The following is a 20,665-nucleotide window of genomic DNA, read 5'->3' on the forward strand; positions in this document are numbered from 1 at the left end:
CCGCGCTCCACCACATGATTATATGAAAACGAAACGCCTGAGAGGAAACCCGATATATGGCGACGACCGCCGCGCTCATGCTGCTCGCATTGGTGCTGTTCTACCTGATGACCAGCATCAAGATCGTCCGCCAAGGTTATCAATATACGATCGAACATTTCGGCCGCTACACCACCACCGCCGCGCCGGGGTTTAATTTCTACCCGGCGTTTTTCTATCGCGTCGGGCGGCGGGTGAATATGATGGAGCAGGTGATCGATATCCCGGGGCAGGAGATCATCACCAAGGACAATGCGATGATCTCCACCGACGGGGTGGTGTTCTTCCAGGTGCTCGATGCGGCCAAGGCGGCCTATGAGGTGAGCGATCTCTATGTTGCGCTGCTCAACCTCGTCACGACCAATTTGCGCACCGTGATGGGCGCGATGGACCTCGACGAAACCCTGTCGAAGCGCGACGAGATCAACGCCCGGCTGCTCTCGGTGGTCGATCACGCGACGACGCCCTGGGGGGTCAAGATCACCCGCGTCGAGATCAAGGACATCCGCCCGCCGCAGGATATCGTCAATGCGATGGCGCGGCAGATGAAGGCCGAGCGCGAGAAGCGCGCCAACATCCTCGACGCCGAGGGCGCGCGCGCCTCCGAAATCCTGCGCGCCGAAGGGCAGAAGCAGGCGCGCATCCTCGAAGCCGAGGGACGGCGGGAATCCGCCTTCCGCGATGCCGAGGCGCGCGAGCGCGCCGCCGAAGCCGAGGCGAAGGCGACCGAACTCGTCTCCGATGCGATCGAGAAGGGATCGAGCCAGTCGCTCAACTATTTCATCGCGCAGAAATATGTCGAGGCGGTCGGCAAGTTCGCCACCTCGACCAATGCCAAGACGATCCTGTTCCCGGTCGAGGCGACCCAGTTGATCGGCACGCTGGGCGGGATCGGTGAGCTGGCGCGCGATGCGCTGGGGCAGCAGGCCGCGCCGTCCGCGCCCGCGACGGGCGCACCTTCGCTGCCCGGCGAGCGTTCCGTTCCGCGCGTGAAAGGCACGCCCGAGCAAAAATGATGATCGATGATTTCGCGCATCACGCCGCGGCGGCCTGGGTCGTCGCGGCGGTCGCTCTGGGAATCGCCGAACTGGCGATCCCGGGGGTGTTCCTGATCTTCCTCGCGATCGCGGCGGCGATCACCGGGCTGGCGACCTTCGTGCTGCCCGATCTGCCACTGATCGTGCAGGGCGGCAGTTTCGCCGCGTGGAGCGTGGTTTCGGTGCTGATCGGGCGCCGCTGGTATCGCGACTATCCGGTCGAGACGAGCGATCCGCTGCTCAACGATCGCGCCGCACGCGTCGTCGGGGCGATCGTCGTGGTGGCGGAGCCGATCACCGGCGGCACCGGCCGCGCGGTGCTCGGCGACGGCACCTGGCCGGCGACCGGGCCCGACGCAGCGGCGGGGACGCATATGCGGATCGTCGCGGTCGAGAATGGCGTGCTGCGGCTGGAGCCTTTGGAGCAGAACCGGTCCGACCGATAAGCAACCACCCCGGCGAAGGCGGAAACCCAGACTGGGTCCCCGCCTTGGGTCCCATCAAAGTATTACTTTGATGGGAGCCCTTCGCGGGGACACAGGGGGAGCCGGATCAGCGGCCGAACAGTTTCCCGGCCAGCCCGGACAGCAACCCGCCGGCGCCACCCTCGCCTTCCGCGCCGCCGCCGCCGGCCGCGCCGATCATCTGCGCGAACTGGCCGAGCGAGCCTTCGCCGCCGATATGGCCGACGATCTGCTGGAGAATATCGGTGGGCAGCCCCGTGGTCTGCGCCGCGCCCTCGACGGTGTCACCCGGCTCGGTATGCGCCTGGCTCAGCGCGGCGATCGCCTGCTCGACCTGATCCTGCGGCAGCCCGACCTTGGTGGCCAGATTGGCGACGTCAACGTTCGAGCCGAGCTGGCTCAGGATGGTGTCGATAAGTCCCATAAGGTCTAACCCTCGCAAAATACCCCGGTGCCCCACTCTAGCAGTAGGGCAACCGGAGTGCGAGCGAGATCAGGCCGGCTGCGCAACCTTCGGCGCGGACTGGCGGACGCCATCGTCGACGTGATCGACGAATTGCGCGAAATTCTCGTTGAACAGGTCGACGAGCTTCGTCGCGGTCGCGTCATAATCGGCCGCATTGGGCCAGGTCGCGCGCGGATCGAGGATCGCCGCATCGACCCCCGGCACGCTCACCGGCACCGCGAAGCCGAAATTGGGATCGGTGCGGAATTCGGCGTTGTTGAGGCTGCCGTCGAGCGCGGCGTTGAGCAAGGCGCGGGTCGCCTTGATCGGCATGCGGCTCCCGACACCATATTTGCCGCCGGTCCAGCCGGTGTTGACCAGCCAGCAATCGACCCCGCCCTTGGCGATCCGCTCCTTGAGCAGATTGCCGTAGACCGACGGGTGACGCGGCATGAACGGCGCACCGAAGCAGGTGGAGAAGGTCGCATCGGGCTCGGTCACGCCGATCTCGGTCCCCGCGACGCGCGCGGTATAGCCCGAGAGGAAGTGATACATCGCCTGATCCGGGGTCAACTTCGCGATCGGCGGCAGCACGCCATAAGCGTCCGCGGTCAGCATCACGATATTCTTGGGCACGCCCCCCATATTCTCCTTGGAGGCGTTGGGGATGAAATCGATCGGATAGGCGCCGCGGCTGTTCTCGGCGAGCGTCGCGTCGTCGAGATCGAGCGTCCGCGCCTCCGGATCCATCACCACATTCTCAAGAACGGTGCCGAAGCGCTTGGTGGTGGCGAAGATTTCCGGCTCGGCCTCTGCCGACAGGCGGATCATCTTGGCGTAGCAGCCGCCCTCGAAGTTGAACACCGCGGTATCCGACCAGCCGTGCTCGTCGTCGCCGATCAGCGTGCGGCTGGCATCGGCCGACAGCGTCGTCTTGCCGGTGCCCGACAGCCCGAAGAACACCGCGGTCGAGCCGTCGGCGCCCATATTGGCCGAGCAATGCATCGGCATCACGCCCTGCGGCGGGAGCAGATAGTTGAGCAGCCCGAACACCGATTTCTTCATCTCGCCGCCGTAGCGGGTGCCGCCGATCAGGATCAGCTTCTCGGTGAAATTGACCGCGATCACCGTCTCCGAACGCGTGCCGTGCCGCGCGGGATCGGCACGGAAGCTGGGCAGATCGATGATCGTGTAATCGGCCTCGAAGCCCTTGAGCTCATGCGCCTCGGGGCGGACGAGCATCGTGCGGATGAACAGATTGTGCCACGCCAACTCGTTGATGACGCGGACGCGGACGCGATATTGCGGCTGCGAGCCGCCGTAGAGGTCCTGGACGAACAGATCCTTCTTCTCGCCCAGCGCGGCAAGGAAATCGGCCTTGAGCGCGGCGAAATGCGCCGGCTCCATCGCCTTGTTGCTCTTGCCCCACCACACCGTGTCGGCGGTTTCGGCATCCTTGACGATGAACTTGTCCTGCGCCGAGCGGCCGGTATGCGGCCCCGTCTCGACCACCAGCGGGCCGTCGGCGGCCAGACGGCCCTCGCCACGCGCCACCGCGGTTTCCACCAGCTGCGCGGTCACCAGATTCCAGTGCAACGTCGCGCGCGTCTCAATTCCCTGCGCCTCGAGGCCCGAAGCCGGAATACGATCGCTCACCATTCTTCCCCTAAAAACCTAAGGACTTCCCTTTCAGGGCACTCATTTCGCATAGGATCAGCGCTTGCCCGCGTCAAACGATGCGGCATTGAGCCTGTTCCGTGTTTGGACTAGTCGATGACACATGACGGCAACGATCGCGCTCGTCGACGACGACCGGAACATTCTGACCTCGGTCTCGATCGCGCTTCAGACGGAGGGCTTCCTCACCCGTGTCTATTCGGACGGGGAGACCGCGCTCAAGGCATTGATCGAGAACCCGCCCGATCTCGCCATCTTCGATATCAAGATGCCGCGGATGGACGGGCTGGAGCTGCTGCGCCGGCTCCGCGAGAAGAGCCAGATTCCCGTTATCTTCCTGACAAGTAAGGACGATGAGCTGGACGAGGCGCTCGGCCTCGCGATGGGCGCGGACGATTATATCGCCAAACCGTTCAGCCAGCGCCTGCTGATCGCGCGCATCCGTGCGATCCTGCGCCGCGCCGAACTGGCGCAGGCGCCCGAAGGTGCCGAGGCGGAGGAGGCGCAGGGGCCGTTGGAACGTGGCCGGCTGGTGATGGACCCGGCGCGCCACCGCGTTACCTGGGCGGGCAATCCGGTGACGCTCACCGTCACCGAATTCTTGATCCTTGAGACTCTGGCCCAGCGGCCGGGGATCGTGCGCACCCGCAATCAGCTGATGGATGCCGCCTATCAGGACGACATTTACGTCGACGACCGCACGATCGATTCGCACATCAAGCGCGTCCGGCGGAAATTCCGCGAGGTCGATTCCGAATTCGATGCGATAGAGACGCTCTATGGCGCCGGATATCGTTTCTCCGAGGAATGAGGGCAGCGATCTAGCGCTGCGTTGGTCCGGCCGGGTTTCGCTGACCCGCCGGATTCTTGCGGTGAATATCTTCGCGCTGCTGCTGCTGGCGGGGGGATTCTTCTACCTCGACTCGTATCGCGCCCGCATCGTCGACAATCGCACCGAACAGGCGATGCGCGAGGCGCGACTCATCGCCGAGGCGCTCCAGACGGTCACTCCCGATCTGCGCAACCCGCTGATCGAGCAGCTCGCGCGCGATACGGGCACGCGCATCCGGCTCTACGGCCCCGACGGCAAATTGATCGTCGACAGCCGCGCGCTCGGCCGGCACAACTTCCAGCTCCACGATCCCGACAAGGACGGGCGCGGGCAAGAGATCGCGCGGCTGCTCGATGCCGGGATCGATACGGTGGTCGGCGCCGTCCGCCCGCCGCTTTATCGCGAGCGCAGCAACGGCCGCGACTGGCCCGATGTGCTCACCGCGCAATCGGGGCATGCCGCCGCGACCGTGTGGCGCGCGCCCGATCGCACACCGGTGATCACCGCCGCCGCGCCGCTGCTCGACGGGGTAGCGGTGCTCACCGCGGTCAATGCGCGCGACATCACCCAGACAGTGCGGATCGAGCGCTATCGGCTCAGCCTCGTGCTGCTGACAGTGACGATCGTCTCGATCCTGCTCTCGCTGTTCCTCGCGCGGACGATCGTGCGGCCGTTGCGGCGGCTGGCGCGCGCGGCAGTGCGCGTCCGGCTCGGCCGCGCGCGCGAGGTGGTCGTGCCGCGGCTTCCGGCGCGCAAGGACGAGATCGGGATGCTCGCGCGTGCCTTGTCCGACATGAGCCTCGCGCTGCGCGCGCGGATCGACGCGACCGAGGCGTTCGCCGCCGATGTCACCCACGAGCTCAAGAACCCGCTCGCCTCGCTGCGGTCGGCGGTCGACGGGCTCGGTCACGTCAAGGATCCCACGTTGCAGGAGCGTCTGCTGGCGATCGTCCGCGACGACGTGCATCGGCTCGACCGCCTGATCAGCGACATCTCCGAAGCATCGCGGCTCGACGCCCAGCTGAGCCGTGCCAAATTCGAGCCGGTCGATATCGGCGCGATGATCGACGGGATGATCACCCAGCGCCGCGAACGCGGGATCGAGCGCGATGTCCGCATCCATTTCGACCGCATCCAGGGCGAATCGCTGATCGCCGCGGGCGAAGGCGCGCGGCTGGAGCGCGTATTCGAGAATCTGATCGACAACGCCCTCTCCTTCTCCCCTGACGGCGGGCTGATCGCGATCGCGGCGCATCCGATCGACGGGATGCTCGAGGTACGGGTCGAGGACGAAGGCCCCGGCGTGCCGGAGGATGCGCGCGAGGCGATCTTCCGCCGCTTCCAGTCGATCCGCCCGCAGGACGAGGCGTTCGGCCAGCATTCGGGGCTGGGCCTGGCGATCGCGCGAACGATCGTCGAGGCGCATTCGGGCACGATCAGCGTCCAGGCGCGCGAGGACCGGCTGAGCGGCGCGCGTTTCGTCGTCCGCCTCCCGCTCGCCTTTGGCGCGAAACGATGAGCGGCCGCGAAACCGTCCACGCGTCGACGGTGGCGATCGCCGGGCGCGCGGTGCTGCTGATGGGGCCGTCGGGGGCGGGCAAGTCCGATCTGGCGCTGCGGCTGATCGATCGCGGCGCGATGCTGGTGTCGGACGATTATACCGACGTGACCCCCACCCCCGACGAACTGATCGCCACCCCGCCGGCGACGATCGCCGGGCAGATCGAGGTGCGCGGGCTCGGCATCGTCGACCTGCCGCACCTCGCCGCCGCCCCGGTCGCGCTCGTCGTTTTGCTCGACGTGCCGGTCGAGCGGATGCCGGAGCCGCGCACCCATGTCCTCGCCGGTCGCGCGGTTCCGGCTATCGCGCTCGACCCGTTCGAGCTATCGGCCGCGATCAAGGTCGAACTCGCCATGCGCCGGATAGAAATGTGAACCCCCCTCCCGAGATTCTGCTCGTCACCGGCATGTCCGGCGCCGGCAAGTCCACCGTGCTCAAAACGCTCGAAGATCTCGGCTGGGAGGTGGTCGACAATCTGCCGCTCTCGCTGCTCGACCGGCTGCTCAACGCGCTGCCGCCCGAGGGGAGCGAGGGTATGGCGCGCCCGCTCGCGCTAGGCATCGGCGCACGGACACGCGATTTCGACGCCGATCAGGTGGTGGCGCAGGTCGAGCGGCTCCGCGCCAAGGGCCGGTTCGAGATCGGCACCTTGTTCCTCGAATGCGATTCGGACGAACTGGCGCGGCGCTACGACGAAACGCGGCGTCGTCACCCGCTGGCGCAGGATCGCCCGGCGCGCGACGGGATCGAGCGCGAGCGCGAACTGCTCGCCCCGCTCAAGCGCTGGGCCAATCGGCTGATCGACACCAGCCGATTCAATTCGCACGCGCTCGCGCAGCAGATTCGCGCGGCTTTCTCGCGCGGGGGGCTGGGCGAGACGATCCTCTCGGTGGTGTCGTTCGGCTTCGCGCGCGGGCTGCCGAGCGACGCCGATCTGGTGTTCGACATGCGTTTCCTGCGCAATCCGCATTGGGATCCGGCGCTGCGCCCCGGCACCGGGCTCGACCCCGATGTCGCCGCTTATGTGGCGAGCGATCCGGCCTATGCCGATGCCGTGGGGCGGATAGAGGAATTGTTGCTGCTGCTCGTCCCCCGTTACATTGCGGAGGGGAAATCCTATGTAACCATCGCATTTGGTTGTACCGGCGGGAGACACCGTTCGGTCCATGTCGCGGAGCGGGTCGCAGGGCGGTTGCGTAATGCGGGATTTTCGCCCACGGTCGCCCATCGTGACCTCGCGGCAGCGCCGCAGGATGCGCTTGAAGGACAGCCGATCGGGCAATGAACGACCTTAGTAAGCAATTAATCGGCCTGGTGCTTGTAACGCACGGGCGCCTTGCGGATGAATTCGTCACCGCGATGGAACATGTCGTCGGGCCGCAGAAGCAGGTGCGGACCGTCGCCATCGGGCCCGATGACGATATGGAGGCGCGTCGCGCCGATATCCGTGCGGCGATCGCGGCGGTCGACGGCGGCCGCGGCGTGATCGTGCTGACCGATCTGTTCGGCGGCACCCCGTCCAACCTCGCCATCTCGCTGATGGAGCGTGGCCGGGTCGAGGTGATCGCGGGGATCAACCTGCCGATGCTGATCCGGCTCGAATCCGCGCGCAAGGCGATGACGGTGGTGGCCGCGGTCGCCGCCGCGCGCGAGGCGGGGCGGAAATATATCTCGGTCGCCTCGGAAGTGCTCGGCGAGGCCGCTGCGTGACGGTTTCGCGCGAGGTACAGATCACCAACCGGCGCGGCCTCCACGCCCGCGCCAGCGCGAAATTCGTTACCCTCGCCTCGACCCAGCCGATCCAGGTGCAGGTCGCCAAGGGCGCGTCGAGCGTCACCGGGACGTCGATCATGGGGCTGATGATGCTCGGCGCGGCGATGGGCGACACGATCGTGATCAGCGCGGCCGGCGACGGCGCCGAACAGGTGGTCGCGGCGATGTGCGATCTCGTCGAGGCCAAGTTCGGCGAGGATTGAGGCGTCGTGCGAAAAATCGGAACCGCTGACGTTTCCACCCCGGCGAAGGCCGGGGTCCAGCTGCGACCGGCCCGATGCTGGACCCCGGCCTTCGCCGGGGCGGATCATATTTCGGGCAAGGCGTGCTAGGCTCCTGATGCCCCGCCAGATCACCGCTTATTCCAACCCGCTGGTGAAGCATGTCCGCGATCTGCGCGACAAGCGCCACCGCCGCGAATCGCGCCAGTTCCTCGCCGAAGGGCTGCGCATCCTCACCGAAGCACATGAAACCGGGCGCATCCCGCGGCTGCTGTTCTTCGCCGCCGCGAGCGCGCATCACCCGTTGGTCGAGCGACTGATCGCGGCGGTCGAGGGCGCGGGCGGCGAGGCGATCGAGACTACGCCGGATATCCTCTCGAAACTCTCCGGCAAGGATAATCCGCAGGCGGTGGTCGGGGTGTTCGACGAATTCGCCACCCCGCTCGACACGCTCGATCGATCGAAGGCCGGGATCTGGCTGGTCGCCGAGCGGCTGCGCGATCCGGGCAATCTCGGGACGATCCTGCGGACCGGCGATGCGGTCGGCGCGGGCGGGCTGATCCTGATCGGCGATTGCGTCGATCCCTTTTCGGTCGAGGCGGTGCGCGCGAGCATGGGCGCGCTGTTCACCGTCCCCGTCGTGCGTAGCGACTGGGACGCCTTCCTCGCCTGGCTGCGCACCGGGCCGGGCACATTGGTCGGGCTCAGCCTCCAGACCGAGCATGATTATCGCGAGCCCGCCTACCCTGCCCCCACCTTCCTGCTCACCGGCAACGAGGCGCAAGGGCTGCCCGAGGACTACGAGGCGGCATGCGACCTTTTGGTCAAACTGCCGATGCTCGGCAAGGCCGACAGCCTCAACGCCGCCGTCGCGACCGCGGTGATGGCCTATCAGGTGCTTGCCAGCCAGCGCGGATAGCCGCTATCGCCATACCGGGTTTTGGAAAAGTACGGGATGAGGGCATGAAGCGCTTCGAGGGCACGCAGAGCTATGTCGCGACCGAGGATCTGAAGGTCGCGGTCAACGCCGCGGTGATGCTCCGTCGCCCGCTGCTGGTGAAGGGCGAGCCCGGCACCGGCAAGACCGTACTCGCTTATGAGATTGCCAAGGCGACCGGCGCGCCGCTGATCGAGTGGAACGTCAAGTCGACCACCAAGGCGCAGCAAGGCCTCTACGAATATGACGCGGTCGCGCGGCTGCGCGACGGCCAACTCGGCGACGAGCGCGTCCACGACATTTCCAACTATATCCGCAAGGGCAAATTGTGGGAGGCGTTCACCTCGCCGCAGCTTCCCGTTCTGCTGATCGACGAGATCGACAAGGCCGATATCGAATTCCCCAACGATCTGTTGCAGGAACTCGATCGGATGGAATTCCACGTTTACGAAACGAAGGAAACGATCCACGCCGCCGAACGCCCGATCGTCGTCATCACCTCGAACAACGAGAAGGAATTGCCCGACGCGTTCCTGCGCCGCTGCTTCTTCCATTATATCAAATTCCCCGATCGCGAGACGATGCAGGCGATCGTCGACGTCCACTTCCCCGGCATCCAGAAAATGCTCGTCTCGCGCGCGATGGATATCTTCTACGAGGTGCGTGAAGTGCCCGGCCTCAAGAAGAAACCGTCGACCAGCGAATTGCTCGACTGGCTCAAGCTGCTGCTCCACGAAGATATGCCGCTCGACGTGCTGCAGAACCGCGATCCGACCAAGGCGATCCCCCCGCTCCACGGCGCGCTGCTCAAGAACGAGCAGGACGTGATGCTGTTCGAGCGGCTGGCGTTCATGGCCAAGCGGCAGGCCAACCGGCCGTAGCGCAACGACCGTCACCCGGCCTTGAGCCGGGGTCCATCAAGAGGTTGTGACGCTTGACGAATCCCGGCTCAAGGCCGGGATGACGATGTGCTAACCAATTGTTAGTCATTTCCGGCAACCATTCCCTGACGAGTTCGCGCTGAGGGGCGGTGTCGTGTTGAAACGTTTCGCCATTGGGGTCGCCGGCGTGGCGGCGCTGTTCGGCGTCGCGCCGGCCAGCGCGGGGTCGCTGCTCGACTATGTCGGGCAATGCGTGCCGTTCGCGCGCGCCGCCTCCGGCATCCAGATTTACGGCGATGCCTGGACGTGGTGGGATCAGGCCGACGGCAAATATCCGCGCGGTCATGTCCCGCGGGTCGGCGCGGTGATCGCCTTCGCCAAACAGTCGCGCCTGCCGCTCGGGCATGTCGCGGTGGTCAGCCGGATCGTCGAGAAGCGCGTGCTGATGCTCACCCACGCCAATTGGTCGCGCGTCAACGGCGCGCGCGGCCATGCCGAACAGGATGTCACCTTGTACGACGTCTCGCCGCGCAACGACTGGAGCGAGGTGAAGGTCTGGTATCGCGATTCGGACGGACTGGGCGGGACGATCTACGACGTGAACGGCTTCATCTACGCCCCCGGCCGCCCCTCCCCCGAGCTGACCGCGCACAATCCGGACTATGTCGGCGCGCTGATCGACGCTTATGTGCCCGATGCGGGACACGAGGCGCGCTAAACGCGCTCTTGCAACAATATTGCTATTCTGAAACATGGGCATAGCGCACCCGTGCGCGATGCCGCGCGGCGAAATCCGGCAATAATCTTGTCGTATTGTAACATTAAGGCCACATTGGTCCCATAAAATTACAAGATTGAAATAATTGGATTGTCGATAGCCCCGCTTGCCGCGAGAGACCGCGTACCCGCGCGTTCTCACAATCCCATAATCGCGCGGGCATGAGGGGGAAATCGATGAGACTACGTATCGATATCATGCGATCGAGCGCGCTTGGCGTTCTTGCGCTCAGCCTTGGTACTATCGCCGCGACGCAGGCCGTGGCGCAGGAAGCGCCGCAGACTCCGGAAAAGACCGCCGCAGCCGACACCGCCGAAGTGGTCGTCACCGGCTCGCGCATCGTGCGCCCGGATCTGGCGAGCTCCAGCCCGGTCAGCGTCATCTCCGCCAAGGACATCCAGCTCCGTCAGCCCGCCACCGCCGAAGAATTGCTGCGCGATATGCCGGCGCTTCGTCCGAACATCGGCCCGGGCGTGAATAACGGTGGCGACGGTTCGGCGACGCTCGAACTGCGCGGCATCGGCGCGAACCGCACGCTGGTGCTGCTCGACGGCCGCCGCCTGGTGCCGTTCGGCCTCGACGGCCTCACCGACACCAACAACATCCCGGTCGCGCTGATCGAGCGCGTCGACACGCTGACGGGCGGCGCATCGTCGACCTATGGCGCGGACGCGGTCGCCGGCGTGGTGAACTTCATCACCAAGCGCGATTTCAAGGGCCTCACCGCCACCGCCAACTATCGCTTCTCCGAAAAGGGCGATGCCACCCGCTTCAAGGCGGACGTCGTGGTCGGCGCGTCGTTTGACGACGATCGCGGCAATGTCGTGCTGAGCGTCGGCTACACCAAGGCCGATCCGCTGCTCACCACCGCGCGCAGCATCGGCGCCTATCCGATCAGCTCGGTCACCGGCCAGTTCTCGGGCGCGACCGCCGCGCAGGTCACGATCTTCGGCGCGCCGAGCAACGCGAAGCTCGGCATTCCGGCGAGCTCGTTCGGCGCCGTGGTCAACCCGACCACCGGCCTGCTTCAGCCCGCCACCGCGTCGGATACGTTCAACTCGAACATCGGCACCTATTTCCAGACGCCGCTCGATCGCATCAACGTCTATGCGTCGGGCCGCTACGAGATCAGCGACGGCATCGAGTTCTACTCGACCGCGATGTTCAACCGGAACAAGGTCCGTCTGCAGCTCGCCTCGTCGGGCACGTTCGGCAACACCTATCAGCTCGCGCTGAACAACCCGTATCTGCCCGCGGGCATCCTCGGTCAGCTTTGCTCGGCGTCGGGCATTTCGGCGACCGATTGCGCCACCGCGGCGGCGGTTCAGGGTGGTCCGGGCACCGCCGGCTATCGCGAGATCCCGGTCGTGGCCCAGCGCCGCATCACCGAGATGGGCGCGCGCGGCAACCCGATCGAATCGCAGATGTTCCAGGTGATGGGCGGCTTCCGCGGCTCGATCATCGATTCGCTGCGCTATGACGTGTCGGCGCAATATGGCGAAACGACGCAGAACCAGACCCGCGAACATTGGGGCTCGTTCAGCAAGGTCCAGCAGGCGCTGCGCGCCTACAAGGACAAGAACGGCAACTTCGTCTGCGCCGATCCGAGCAACGGCTGCGTCCCGCTCAACCTGTTCGGCCCGAACGGCAGCATCACCCCGCAGCAGGTGGCGTTCATCGATCTGAGCGCGCTGATCAACCGCAAGGTCCAGCAGACCGTCATCACCGGCACGATCACCGGCGACCTGTTCACCGTGCCGCTCGCCGACCACAAGATCGGCTTCGCGATCGGCGGCGAATATCGCAAGATCTCCGCCCGCAGCATGCCGGACAGCGCGTCGCAGATCCAGGGCGAGGTGCTCGGCACCGGCGCGCGGACCCCGCCGGACTTCGGTCAGTACAGCGTCAAGGAAGTGTACGGCGAAATCAACGCGCCGCTGATCGAGGACAAGCCGTTCTTCTATCGCCTCGGCGTTGAAGCGGGCATCCGCTATTCCGATTATACCACGACGGGCGGCAGCACGACGTGGAAGGTCGGCGGCACCTGGGAACCCTATCAGGGCTTCAAGTTCCGCGGCACCTATTCGGTCGCGGTGCGCTCGCCGAACATCCAGGAACTGTACCAGTCGCCGGTGCAAAGCCTCGGCAACCTCACGATCGATCCGTGCGTGGGCAACGTGACGGGCGGTCTCGCGGCGCTCTGCGTCGCAACGGGCGCGCCGGCATCGACGATCGGGCAGATTCCGAGCCCGACCTCGAACCAGATCAACAACACCACCTCGGGCAACCGCAACCTGAACGTGGAGCGCGCGCGCACCTATACGTTCGGCACCGCGCTGACCCCGTCGTTCCTGCCGGGCTTCTCGCTGACCGTGGATTATTTCCACATCAAGATCCGCGACGCGATCACCCAGCCGGCACAGGCGGACATCCTGAACGGCTGCTATTCGGCGGCGCTCAACCCGGGCTTCAGCTATAACGCCTTCTGCCAGCTCATTAAGCGTAACCCGCTGACCGGCTCGCTGAACGGCGCGGGCGAAACCCCGGGCGTGATCCTCACCTACTCCAACCTCGGCGTCATCGAGACGGCGGGCTGGGACTTCGGGGTCAACCAGCGCCTGCGGATGGACGATCTCGGCGTCAACGTCCCCGGCAACCTGACGTTCAGCATGAACGGCACGCTGCTGAACTATTATCGCTTCCAGGCGACGCCGAACTCGATCAACCGCAACTGCACCGCTTATTACAGCTCGGGCGGCTGCACCAATCCGCGCGCCAAGTGGCGTTGGGTTGGCCGTCTCGGCTACGGCACCGAGAATTTCGACGTGTCGTTGCTCTGGACCCATGTCGGCAGCGTGTCGCTTGAGCCGGGCGTGACGGGTATCCGTCCGGAGTTCAGCCGCATTCCGGCGTACAATTATTTCGATCTGGCCACCCGCGTGAGCCCGACCGAAAATCTGGAACTGTCGCTGACGGTCAACAACCTGTTCAACAAGCAGCCGCCGCTCGTCGGCAACGGCGTTGGCGGGACGACCTTCAACGGCGGCAACACCTTCCCGACCATCTACGACGTGATCGGGCGGTCGTTCACCGTCGGTGCGCGCCTGAAGTTCTGACAAGCGCCACAGCGATAAACTTCATCGGGGGCGTCGCGATCGCGGCGCCCCTTTTTCGTGCCCGCCGCCCACGGAAACAAAAAATGTTTCGCATCCGTCCCCGTTTCGCGCGATGAAACTGCCGCGTTCATCGCACGTTTCGTCGGCATGGCTTATGGTCGCGGTAACCGTCGGCAAGGCGGACACGGAGAAAGACAATGATGAGAAACCTCAAACGTCGCGGTTTGCTGTTCACGGCGATCGCGTCGGGCGCGCTGCTGGTCAGCGGGTGTGCGACCGAGACGACCTATCGTCCCGCCACCGGCAAGGGCTTCTACCGCACCGGCTATAGCGAACGGCAGGTCGAGGCCGACCGCTGGCTGGTGACCTTCGCCGGCAATACCGTAACCGATCGCGACACCGTCGAACGCTATCTGCTGTTCCGTGCGGCGCAGCTCACGTTGCAGAACGGCTATGATTATTTCGTCATGGTCGATCGTTCGACCGACCGCCAGGCGCAGACCTATTCGACCCCCGGGCCGGGTTGGGGCGGCGGCTGGGGCGGTGGCTGGGGGCCGTCGTGGCGCTATTACGGGCGCGGGTTCGGCTGGCGCGCCTGGGATCCGTGGTGGGGCGATCCCTTCTGGGGCAACAATATCGATGTGCGCACGGTCGATCGCTACGAAGCGTCGGCGGAAATCGTGATGCGCAAGGGGACCCCCGCGAAGGACGAAGTCCGCGCCTTCAACGCACGCGACGTTGCCGACCGGATCGGGCCGACGGTGGTGATGCCCAAGTCCTGAGCGACGATATCGCGGTAAACGAAAAGCGGCCGGATCATCGCGATCCGGCCGCTATTTTAATAGCCTCTCCCCTTCAGGGGAGGGGCATTTTTTACCTCACACCGATCCGTGGCAATGCTTGTACTTGCGCCCCGAGCCGCACGGGCACGGCGCATTGCGGCTGACGACGCCCTTCCAGCTTTCCGGATCCTCGCCGATTTCGGCGGCGGTCGGCTGGACGATCTGGAGCGGCGGCAGCTGGCTCGTCACCAGCCCCAGGGTTCCCGCGTCGATATCCGCCGAATTGTCCTCGCCCGAGAACGGATCGAAGTGCGTGGTGATGAAATCGGGCAGCTCGGGCATTTCGGGCAGCGGCTGCATGCGGAATTGCGCATGGGCGATCGTCCGCGTCACATCTTCGCGAATATTGTCGAGCATCCGCTGGAACAACGCGAACGCCTCCTGCTTATATTCGTTGATCGGCGTCTTCTGCGCATAAGCGCGCAGGTGGACCACCTGGCGCAGCGCGTCGAGCGTCGCGAGATGCTCCTTCCAGTGATGGTCGAGGCTCTGCAGCAGGATCGACTTTTCCACCTGCGTCCAGGTTTCGGGCTCGAGATCGGCGGCCTTGGCGGCGACCATCGCATCGGCCTCGGCCAGGATCCGTTCGGTCACCAGCTCGGGGTCGATCGATTCCTCGGTCAGCCAGTCGTCGATCGGCGGTTCGAGGTTGAGCAGCTCGGCAACCCGCGCCTTCATCCCCTCGATATCCCATTGCTCGGGATAGGAATGCGGCGGGCACGCCTCACCCACCACCGCATTGACCGTCTCCGCGCGCATGTCGGTCACCACGTCGCCGACCGTTTCGGCGTCCATGATGTCGCTGCGCTGCTCGTAGATCACCTTGCGCTGGTCGTTCATCACGTCGTCATATTCGACGACCTGCTTGCGGATGTCGTAGTTGCGCGCCTCGACCTTCTTCTGCGCGGTCTCGATCGCCTTGGTCAGCCACTTGCTGCCGATCGCCTCGCCGTCCTCGATATTGTTGCGCATCATCCGCGCGAACAACGTATCCGGCCCGAAGATCCGCAGCAGATCGTCGTCGAGGCTGAGGTAGAAACGGCTCAACCCCGGATCGCCCTGACGCCCCGAACGGCCGCGCAGCTGATTGTCGATACGCCGGCTCTCGTGGCGCTCGGTGCCGAGGACGAACAGCCCGCCGGCTTCGAGCACGCGCTGCTTCTCGGCGGCGATCTCGGCCTTGATCGTCTCGATCGCAGCGTCACGCGCCGGCCCCTCGGGCATCCCCGAGAGCTCGTCCTCGATACGGAATTCGAGGTTGCCGCCGAGCTGAATGTCGGTGCCGCGCCCCGCCATGTTGGTCGCGATCGTCACCGCGCCGAGCCGCCCGGCCTGCGCCACGATATGCGCTTCCTGCTCGTGATAGCGCGCGTTGAGCACCGAATGGTCGACCCCCTCCTGCTTGAGGAAGTCGCTCAGCAGCTCGGACTTCTCGATCGAGACGGTGCCGACCAGCACCGGCTGGCCGCGCTCGGCATGTTCTCGGATCTTCCGCGCGATCGCGCGGAACTTGTCGTGGGTGTTCTTGTAGAATTCGTCTTCCTCGTCGACGCGCTGCACCGGCAGGTTGGTCGGGATGGTGACGACGTTCATCTTGTAGATGTCGTAGAATTCCGCCGCCTCGGTCGCCGCGGTGCCGGTCATCCCCGAAAGCTTGGGATACATGCGGAAATAATTCTGGAAGGTGATCGAGGCCATCGTCTGATTCTCGGGCTCGATCGTCACGCCTTCCTTGGCCTCGACCGCCTGGTGCAACCCGTCCGACCAGCGCCGCCCGTCCATCATGCGGCCGGTGAATTCGTCGATAATGATGACCTTGCCGTCCTTGACGATATAATCGGTGTCGGCCTTGAACATCACGTTTGCGCGCAGCGACTGGTTGAGGTGGTGGACCACCTGGGTATTCTCGAAATCGTAGAGGTTGCTGCCCTTGAGCAGCCCCGCCGCCTCGAGCAGCCGCTCGGCCTTTTCGGTGCCGTCCTCGGTCAGCACGATCGTGCGCTGCTTCTCGTCCATGTCGTAATCTTCGGGGACGAGCTGCTTCACGATCGCGTCGACGCTGATGTACAGTTCGGACTTGTCGTCGGTCGGGCCGGAGATGATCAGCGGGGTCCGCGCCTCGTCGATCAGGATCGAGTCGACCTCGTCGACGATCGCGAAGCCGAACGGACGCTGCACCATCTGGCTGCGCTCATATTTCATGTTGTCGCGCAGATAGTCGAAGCCGAACTCGTTGTTCGTCCCATAGGTGATGTCGGCGGCATAGGCCTCGCGGCGCTGCTCGTCGCTGAGGTTCGGAATGATCACGCCGACGGTCAGCCCGAGGAAGCGATAGACGCGGCCCATCCAGTCCGCGTCGCGGCTGGCGAGATAGTCGTTGACGGTGACGACATGGACGCCCGTGCCCGGCAACGCGTTGAGATAGGTAGCGAGCGTCGCGACGAGCGTCTTGCCCTCGCCGGTCCGCATCTCGGCGATCTCGCCGCGGTGGAGGACGATGCCGCCGATCATCTGGACGTCATAATGCCGCTGGCCGAGCACGCGGCGCGCCGCCTCGCGCACCGTGGCGAAGGCTTCGGGCAGGATCTGGTCGAGCGTCTCGCCGTTGGCGAGCCGTTCGCGGAACAGCACGGTCTGGTTGGCGAGCGTCGCGTCGTCCATCGCCTGCAACGTCGGCTCGAACGAGGCGATCTTGGCGAGGACGGGGTTGAGCGAGCGGACGTAACGGTCGTTGGACGAGCCGAAAAGCGATTTGGCGAGGCCGGCGAACATGGCGGACTTCCTGATATTGGATGGGCGCGGCGCCACACGGATTCGCGGGGCTCGCGCGGGATCGACGATAGGCTGGAACGCCGCGCTGTGGCGCGGCGCACGCAGGTCTTATTCGCGCCGGCGATCGACCCAGGCGGGGACGGCGGCGAAAGCGGGCACGGCCAACGCCGCGGCCGAAGCGAGCATGACGAGCGACGGCAGCGCCTGCACCGGACGCATCGTCGCCCGCGCGGCGATCGTCGCGGGGGCGAGGCGCACCGCCTGCTCCTGCGCCACGGCCTGCACCGGCTGCGGCGAGCCCACGCGCGCGCCGACGCCGGTCAGCGCCGAAAGCAGGGCGGAGAGGAGCAGAAGCAAGTTCATGCGCGGCAAGACATAGGGACGGTGATGCCAAAGGTCCAACCGTTTCGTGCGCCCCACGCGTCGCTCACTGCGAAATAGCCCAACGCACCGGCAACACCGTACGGCTCGCAATCGCGTTCCCCGCGGCGTCGCGCGCAGGCTCGTATCGTACCCTTTCACGCGCAATGCGGCAGGTCGTCTCGTCAAGCAGCCGCGACCCGCTGCTCTTTGTCACCGAACAACTTGCGACCGCACCGGTAGCATCGATCAAAAGCATGGTAACGACACGCCCTTCCTCGCCGCGCCGCAAAGCCTCTGCGGGATAATTATCCTGAGAGAACGCGAGGCCGGGATTGCCCACAGCGGGCATATTGGCCTTCGCGGGATCCCGGAGCGGAATTGTACGCGGCCCAGATGTAGAAACCACCTTGCTCGGGCGATCGAGCTGCCGCTGCCACGACGGAAAACCATCGCTGGCGCGATCCACCCAATGCTCCACTTTCAACGCCAGCAGGAATGCAATTGCCAGCACCAATACCGCACACAGGGCAATAATCGCTAAGCCCCGAAAGTCTGGTCCGTCCACACTAGGCGATAGCACCGGAACGTCCGGGACACCGTCTTCTTTCCCTTGGTTCACGGTCGCCCCTTTTTCCGCACCGGTCACCTGTCTATGGCGCTCATATGTCCACGTCCATCTCCCCGCTCGCCACCCCCTTCCCCGATCTTCCCGCCGTCGCCGGCGCGACGCCGCGCGTGGCGCGGGCGCATTACAAGACATGGGATCGCTGCGACCTGACCTTCGTCACGCTCGACGAAGGCACGGCAGTCGCGGGCGTGCTGACGCAATCGAAATGCCCCTCGCCCGAGGTCGAATGGTGCCGCAAGGCGCTGGTGCTGGGGAAGGCGCGCGCCTTGGTGGTCAATGCGGGCAATTCCAACGCCTTCACCGGTAACCGCGGCCGCGCCGCGGTCGAGGCGATCGCGGCACGGGCGGCGGGGCAGCTCGGGTGTCAGCCGTCCGATATCTTCGTCGCCTCGACCGGGGTGATCGGGGTGCCGCTCCCGATCGACAAAGCCGAAGCCGGGCTCGACGCCGCCTTCAACGCCGCGCCGAGCGACTGGCGCGCCGCGGCCGAGGCGATCGGCACCACCGATACCTATCCCAAGGGGGCGGTCACCACCGCGATCGTCGACGGGCGCACCGTCACGCTTGTCGGCATCATCAAGGGCTCGGGGATGATCGCGCCCGATATGGCGACGATGCTCGGGTTCATCTTCACCGACGCCGCGGTCGAGCCCGCCTTCCTGCAAGCCGCTCTGTCGGCGGCCAATGGCAAGACCTTCTCGTGCATCACCGTCGACGGCGACACCTCGACCAGCGACACCGTGCTCGCCTTCGCCACGGGCAAGGCGGGCAACGCCGCGCTCACCGGAGACGACAGCCCGGGCGCGGACGCCTTCCGCGCGGCGCTCGCCGATCTGTGCCGCCAGCTTGCGATGCTCGTGGTGCGTGACGGCGAAGGTGCGCAGAAACTGATCGAGATCACCGTCACGGGCGCCGAGAGCGACCGCAGCGCGCATCGCATCGCGATGTCGATCGCCAATTCGCCCTTGGTCAAGACCGCGATCGCCGGGGAGGACGCCAATTGGGGCCGCGTGGTGATGGCGGTCGGCAAGGCCGGCGAACCCGCCGAGCGCGATCGGCTCGCGATCCGCTTCGGCGCGGTCGAGGTGGCACGCGACGGCCTTGCGGTGGAGGGGTATGACGAGGCCCCGGTCGCCGCGCATCTCAAGGGCCGCGAAGTCGAGATCGGGGTCGATCTCGGGCTCGGCGACGGCCGCGCGACGGTGTGGACCTGCGATCTGACGCACGGCTATATCTCGATCAACGCCGATTACCGGAGCTGACATGCTGCGCATCTGGGGGCGACCCAATTCGCACAATGTGAAGAAAGTGGTGTGGTTCGCGGAGGAACTCGCCCTGCCCTATGAACGGATCGACAAGGGCGGCGCGTTCGGGATGGACGCGGCCTATATCGCGAAAAACCCCAACCGCTTGATCCCGACGATCGAGGACGGCGATTTCACGCTGTGGGAATCGAACACGATCCTGCGCTATCTCGCGGATACATATGACCTCGGCCTGTGGGGCAAGACGCCGCAGGAACGAGCGCTGGCCGATCGCTGGATGGATTGGCAATTCACTTATGCCGAGGCGCAGCGCGACGCCTTCATCAATCTCGTGCGCAAGGCCCCGGCGGAGCGCGACTTGGACGCGGTGGCGCACTCGGCGAACGCCTGCGCGAAGCAGGTCGCGATCCTGGAGGATGCGCTGGCACGCACGCCGTGGCTCAACGGGGAGAGTTTCGGCATCGGCGACGTGCCGATGGGGGTCTATATCCACACCTGGTTCGCGCTGCCGATCGAGCGGCCGGCGATGCCGCATGTCTCAAATTGGTACGAACGGCTGAAATCCCGGTCGGGTTATGCGCGGCATGTGATGATCCCGCTGACCTGAGCGGCGCAAAAAACAAGGGGCCGAACGATGTCAGCCCCTTGCTTGTGATCCAGTGATGTCGATCGCGGTGGGGGTCAGGCCAGCTCGCCCTCGAGCCACGCCTTGATCCGGCCCTTGGGCTCTGCGCCGACCTTGGTCGCGGCGGGGTTGCCGCCCTTGAACAGGATCATCGTCGGGATGCCGCGCACGCCATAACGGCCCGGCGCATCGGGATTTTCGTCGATATTGAGCTTGGCGATCGTCACCTGCTCGCCGAGTTCCTCGGAGATTTCCTCCAGGCTCGGGCCGATCATCTTGCACGGGCCGCACCATTCCGCCCAGAAATCGACCAGCACCGGCTTGTCGGACTGAAGGACGTCGGCGCTGAAGCTCGCGTCGGTGATCTGCTTAGTGGCCATTCGATTGTCTCCTTGTGCGCGCAATTTAG

21 protein-coding genes are annotated in these 20,665 nt (G+C 65.5%); 15 read left to right on the forward strand and 6 right to left on the reverse strand.

Features of this window, described 5'->3' with window-relative positions:
* The first annotated feature begins 56 nt into the window (after nucleotides 1–56).
* Together NED98_RS04295 and NED98_RS04300 are read left to right on the forward strand one after the other, a co-directional pair.
* Entirely contained in the window at nucleotides 57–1,055 is a 999-nt protein-coding gene (locus tag NED98_RS04295) for an SPFH domain-containing protein (RefSeq protein ID WP_265268474.1), read from the forward strand.
* Nucleotides 1,055–1,522 carry an NfeD family protein gene (locus NED98_RS04300; protein WP_265312053.1) on the forward strand — a complete coding sequence of 156 codons (468 nt, stop codon included), beginning with the start codon at nucleotides 1,055–1,057 and terminating at the stop codon, nucleotides 1,520–1,522. The genes NED98_RS04295 and NED98_RS04300 overlap by 1 nt, the downstream gene beginning before the upstream one ends.
* A gap of 106 nt (nucleotides 1,523–1,628) precedes the next feature.
* On the opposite strand, the gene NED98_RS04305 is transcribed toward NED98_RS04300, so the two are convergent.
* A complete protein-coding gene (locus NED98_RS04305) occupies nucleotides 1,629–1,964 on the reverse strand; it encodes a hypothetical protein (protein ID WP_179511613.1) in 336 nt (111 codons plus the stop codon).
* Between the two features lie 69 nt (nucleotides 1,965–2,033).
* Nucleotides 2,034–3,644, reverse strand: a complete 1,611-nt coding sequence (locus tag NED98_RS04310; protein ID WP_284699408.1) for a phosphoenolpyruvate carboxykinase — start codon at nucleotides 3,642–3,644, stop codon at nucleotides 2,034–2,036.
* A gap of 121 nt (nucleotides 3,645–3,765) precedes the next feature.
* On the opposite strand from NED98_RS04310, the gene NED98_RS04315 reads away from it, so the two are divergent.
* The 11 genes from NED98_RS04315 to NED98_RS04365 all read left to right on the forward strand — a co-directional run bounded on the left by NED98_RS04315 (nucleotide 3,766) and on the right by NED98_RS04365 (nucleotide 14,543).
* A complete protein-coding gene (locus NED98_RS04315; RefSeq protein WP_179511615.1) occupies nucleotides 3,766–4,473 on the forward strand; it encodes a response regulator transcription factor in 708 nt (235 codons plus the stop codon).
* Nucleotides 4,442–6,013: a sensor histidine kinase gene (locus tag NED98_RS04320; protein WP_265312055.1), complete on the forward strand. Its 1,572-nt coding sequence runs from the start codon at nucleotides 4,442–4,444 to the stop codon at nucleotides 6,011–6,013. Before NED98_RS04315 ends, NED98_RS04320 begins: the two co-directional genes overlap by 32 nt.
* Nucleotides 6,010–6,429, forward strand: a complete 420-nt coding sequence (locus NED98_RS04325; RefSeq protein WP_265268470.1) for an HPr kinase/phosphorylase — start codon at nucleotides 6,010–6,012, stop codon at nucleotides 6,427–6,429. Before NED98_RS04320 ends, NED98_RS04325 begins: the two co-directional genes overlap by 4 nt.
* Nucleotides 6,426–7,340 (forward strand): RNase adapter RapZ, encoded by a 915-nt coding sequence (gene rapZ / locus NED98_RS04330; protein ID WP_265268469.1) that lies wholly within the window; start codon nucleotides 6,426–6,428, stop codon nucleotides 7,338–7,340. The genes NED98_RS04325 and rapZ overlap by 4 nt, the downstream gene beginning before the upstream one ends.
* On the forward strand, nucleotides 7,337–7,765 hold the full coding sequence (locus NED98_RS04335; protein WP_179511619.1) for a PTS sugar transporter subunit IIA: 429 nt from the start codon (nucleotides 7,337–7,339) through the stop codon (nucleotides 7,763–7,765). The genes rapZ and NED98_RS04335 overlap by 4 nt, the downstream gene beginning before the upstream one ends.
* Complete coding sequence (locus NED98_RS04340) at nucleotides 7,762–8,031, forward strand: HPr family phosphocarrier protein (RefSeq protein ID WP_179511620.1); 270 nt, start codon at nucleotides 7,762–7,764, stop codon at nucleotides 8,029–8,031. Before NED98_RS04335 ends, NED98_RS04340 begins: the two co-directional genes overlap by 4 nt.
* Nucleotides 8,032–8,167: 136 nt before the next feature.
* Nucleotides 8,168–8,968 (forward strand): TrmH family RNA methyltransferase, encoded by an 801-nt coding sequence (locus tag NED98_RS04345; RefSeq protein ID WP_265268468.1) that lies wholly within the window; start codon nucleotides 8,168–8,170, stop codon nucleotides 8,966–8,968.
* 44 nt (nucleotides 8,969–9,012) lie between these two features.
* Nucleotides 9,013–9,867 (forward strand): AAA family ATPase, encoded by an 855-nt coding sequence (locus NED98_RS04350; RefSeq protein WP_179511622.1) that lies wholly within the window; start codon nucleotides 9,013–9,015, stop codon nucleotides 9,865–9,867.
* Between the two features lie 157 nt (nucleotides 9,868–10,024).
* A complete protein-coding gene (locus NED98_RS04355) occupies nucleotides 10,025–10,585 on the forward strand; it encodes a CHAP domain-containing protein (RefSeq protein WP_284698832.1) in 561 nt (186 codons plus the stop codon).
* 236 nt (nucleotides 10,586–10,821) lie between these two features.
* Nucleotides 10,822–13,761: a TonB-dependent receptor plug domain-containing protein gene (locus NED98_RS04360; protein WP_265268466.1), complete on the forward strand. Its 2,940-nt coding sequence runs from the start codon at nucleotides 10,822–10,824 to the stop codon at nucleotides 13,759–13,761.
* A 197-nt stretch (nucleotides 13,762–13,958) separates the two neighbouring features.
* Entirely contained in the window at nucleotides 13,959–14,543 is a 585-nt protein-coding gene (locus NED98_RS04365) for a CC0125/CC1285 family lipoprotein (RefSeq protein WP_432423291.1), read from the forward strand.
* 96 nt (nucleotides 14,544–14,639) lie between these two features.
* Here NED98_RS04365 and secA read toward each other — a convergent pair whose 3' ends face one another.
* The 3 genes from secA to NED98_RS23265 form a co-directional block, all read right to left on the reverse strand.
* The gene (gene secA / locus NED98_RS04370) at nucleotides 14,640–17,375 is read right to left on the reverse strand and encodes a preprotein translocase subunit SecA (protein ID WP_265312056.1); all 2,736 of its coding nucleotides are present in this window, start codon (nucleotides 17,373–17,375) and stop codon (nucleotides 14,640–14,642) included.
* A 108-nt stretch (nucleotides 17,376–17,483) separates the two neighbouring features.
* Nucleotides 17,484–17,738: a hypothetical protein gene (locus NED98_RS04375; protein WP_265312057.1), complete on the reverse strand. Its 255-nt coding sequence runs from the start codon at nucleotides 17,736–17,738 to the stop codon at nucleotides 17,484–17,486.
* A gap of 64 nt (nucleotides 17,739–17,802) precedes the next feature.
* Nucleotides 17,803–18,384: an energy transducer TonB gene (locus tag NED98_RS23265; protein ID WP_265268463.1), complete on the reverse strand. Its 582-nt coding sequence runs from the start codon at nucleotides 18,382–18,384 to the stop codon at nucleotides 17,803–17,805.
* Between the two features lie 17 nt (nucleotides 18,385–18,401).
* On the opposite strand from NED98_RS23265, the gene argJ reads away from it, so the two are divergent.
* Together argJ and NED98_RS04390 are read left to right on the forward strand one after the other, a co-directional pair.
* On the forward strand, nucleotides 18,402–19,628 hold the full coding sequence (gene argJ, locus NED98_RS04385; RefSeq protein WP_265268462.1) for a bifunctional glutamate N-acetyltransferase/amino-acid acetyltransferase ArgJ: 1,227 nt from the start codon (nucleotides 18,402–18,404) through the stop codon (nucleotides 19,626–19,628).
* 1 nt (nucleotide 19,629) lies between these two features.
* Entirely contained in the window at nucleotides 19,630–20,238 is a 609-nt protein-coding gene (locus tag NED98_RS04390; protein ID WP_265312058.1) for a glutathione S-transferase family protein, read from the forward strand.
* 74 nt (nucleotides 20,239–20,312) lie between these two features.
* On the opposite strand, the gene trxA is transcribed toward NED98_RS04390, so the two are convergent.
* Nucleotides 20,313–20,636 carry a thioredoxin gene (trxA, locus tag NED98_RS04395; protein WP_179511627.1) on the reverse strand — a complete coding sequence of 108 codons (324 nt, stop codon included), beginning with the start codon at nucleotides 20,634–20,636 and terminating at the stop codon, nucleotides 20,313–20,315.
* Between the last annotated feature and the right edge of the window lie 29 nt (nucleotides 20,637–20,665).

The sequence above is a fragment of the Sphingomonas lycopersici genome (assembly GCF_026130605.1).
In the GTDB taxonomy this organism is placed as follows: domain Bacteria; phylum Pseudomonadota; class Alphaproteobacteria; order Sphingomonadales; family Sphingomonadaceae; genus Sphingomonas; species Sphingomonas lycopersici.

What these genes read in the sequence shown, in the direction of transcription:
- NED98_RS04295 (WP_265268474.1), top strand. Translation starts at nt 57, where the DNA reads ATGGCGACGACCGCCGCGCTCATGCTGCTCGCATTGGTGCTGTTCTAC.
- NED98_RS04300 (WP_265312053.1), top strand. Translation starts at nt 1,055, where the DNA reads ATGATCGATGATTTCGCGCATCACGCCGCGGCGGCCTGGGTCGTCGCG.
- NED98_RS04305 (WP_179511613.1), bottom strand. Translation starts at nt 1,964, where the DNA reads ATGGGACTTATCGACACCATCCTGAGCCAGCTCGGCTCGAACGTTGAC.
- NED98_RS04310 (WP_284699408.1), bottom strand. Translation starts at nt 3,644, where the DNA reads ATGGTGAGCGATCGTATTCCGGCTTCGGGCCTCGAGGCGCAGGGAATT.
- NED98_RS04315 (WP_179511615.1), top strand. Translation starts at nt 3,766, where the DNA reads ATGACGGCAACGATCGCGCTCGTCGACGACGACCGGAACATTCTGACC.
- NED98_RS04320 (WP_265312055.1), top strand. Translation starts at nt 4,442, where the DNA reads ATGGCGCCGGATATCGTTTCTCCGAGGAATGAGGGCAGCGATCTAGCG.
- NED98_RS04325 (WP_265268470.1), top strand. Translation starts at nt 6,010, where the DNA reads ATGAGCGGCCGCGAAACCGTCCACGCGTCGACGGTGGCGATCGCCGGG.
- NED98_RS04335 (WP_179511619.1), top strand. Translation starts at nt 7,337, where the DNA reads ATGAACGACCTTAGTAAGCAATTAATCGGCCTGGTGCTTGTAACGCAC.
- NED98_RS04345 (WP_265268468.1), top strand. Translation starts at nt 8,168, where the DNA reads ATGCCCCGCCAGATCACCGCTTATTCCAACCCGCTGGTGAAGCATGTC.
- NED98_RS04350 (WP_179511622.1), top strand. Translation starts at nt 9,013, where the DNA reads ATGAAGCGCTTCGAGGGCACGCAGAGCTATGTCGCGACCGAGGATCTG.
- NED98_RS04360 (WP_265268466.1), top strand. Translation starts at nt 10,822, where the DNA reads ATGAGACTACGTATCGATATCATGCGATCGAGCGCGCTTGGCGTTCTT.
- NED98_RS04365 (WP_432423291.1), top strand. Translation starts at nt 13,959, where the DNA reads ATGATGAGAAACCTCAAACGTCGCGGTTTGCTGTTCACGGCGATCGCG.
- secA (WP_265312056.1), bottom strand. Translation starts at nt 17,375, where the DNA reads ATGTTCGCCGGCCTCGCCAAATCGCTTTTCGGCTCGTCCAACGACCGT.
- NED98_RS04375 (WP_265312057.1), bottom strand. Translation starts at nt 17,738, where the DNA reads ATGAACTTGCTTCTGCTCCTCTCCGCCCTGCTTTCGGCGCTGACCGGC.
- argJ (WP_265268462.1), top strand. Translation starts at nt 18,402, where the DNA reads ATGTCCACGTCCATCTCCCCGCTCGCCACCCCCTTCCCCGATCTTCCC.
- NED98_RS04390 (WP_265312058.1), top strand. Translation starts at nt 19,630, where the DNA reads ATGCTGCGCATCTGGGGGCGACCCAATTCGCACAATGTGAAGAAAGTG.
- trxA (WP_179511627.1), bottom strand. Translation starts at nt 20,636, where the DNA reads ATGGCCACTAAGCAGATCACCGACGCGAGCTTCAGCGCCGACGTCCTT.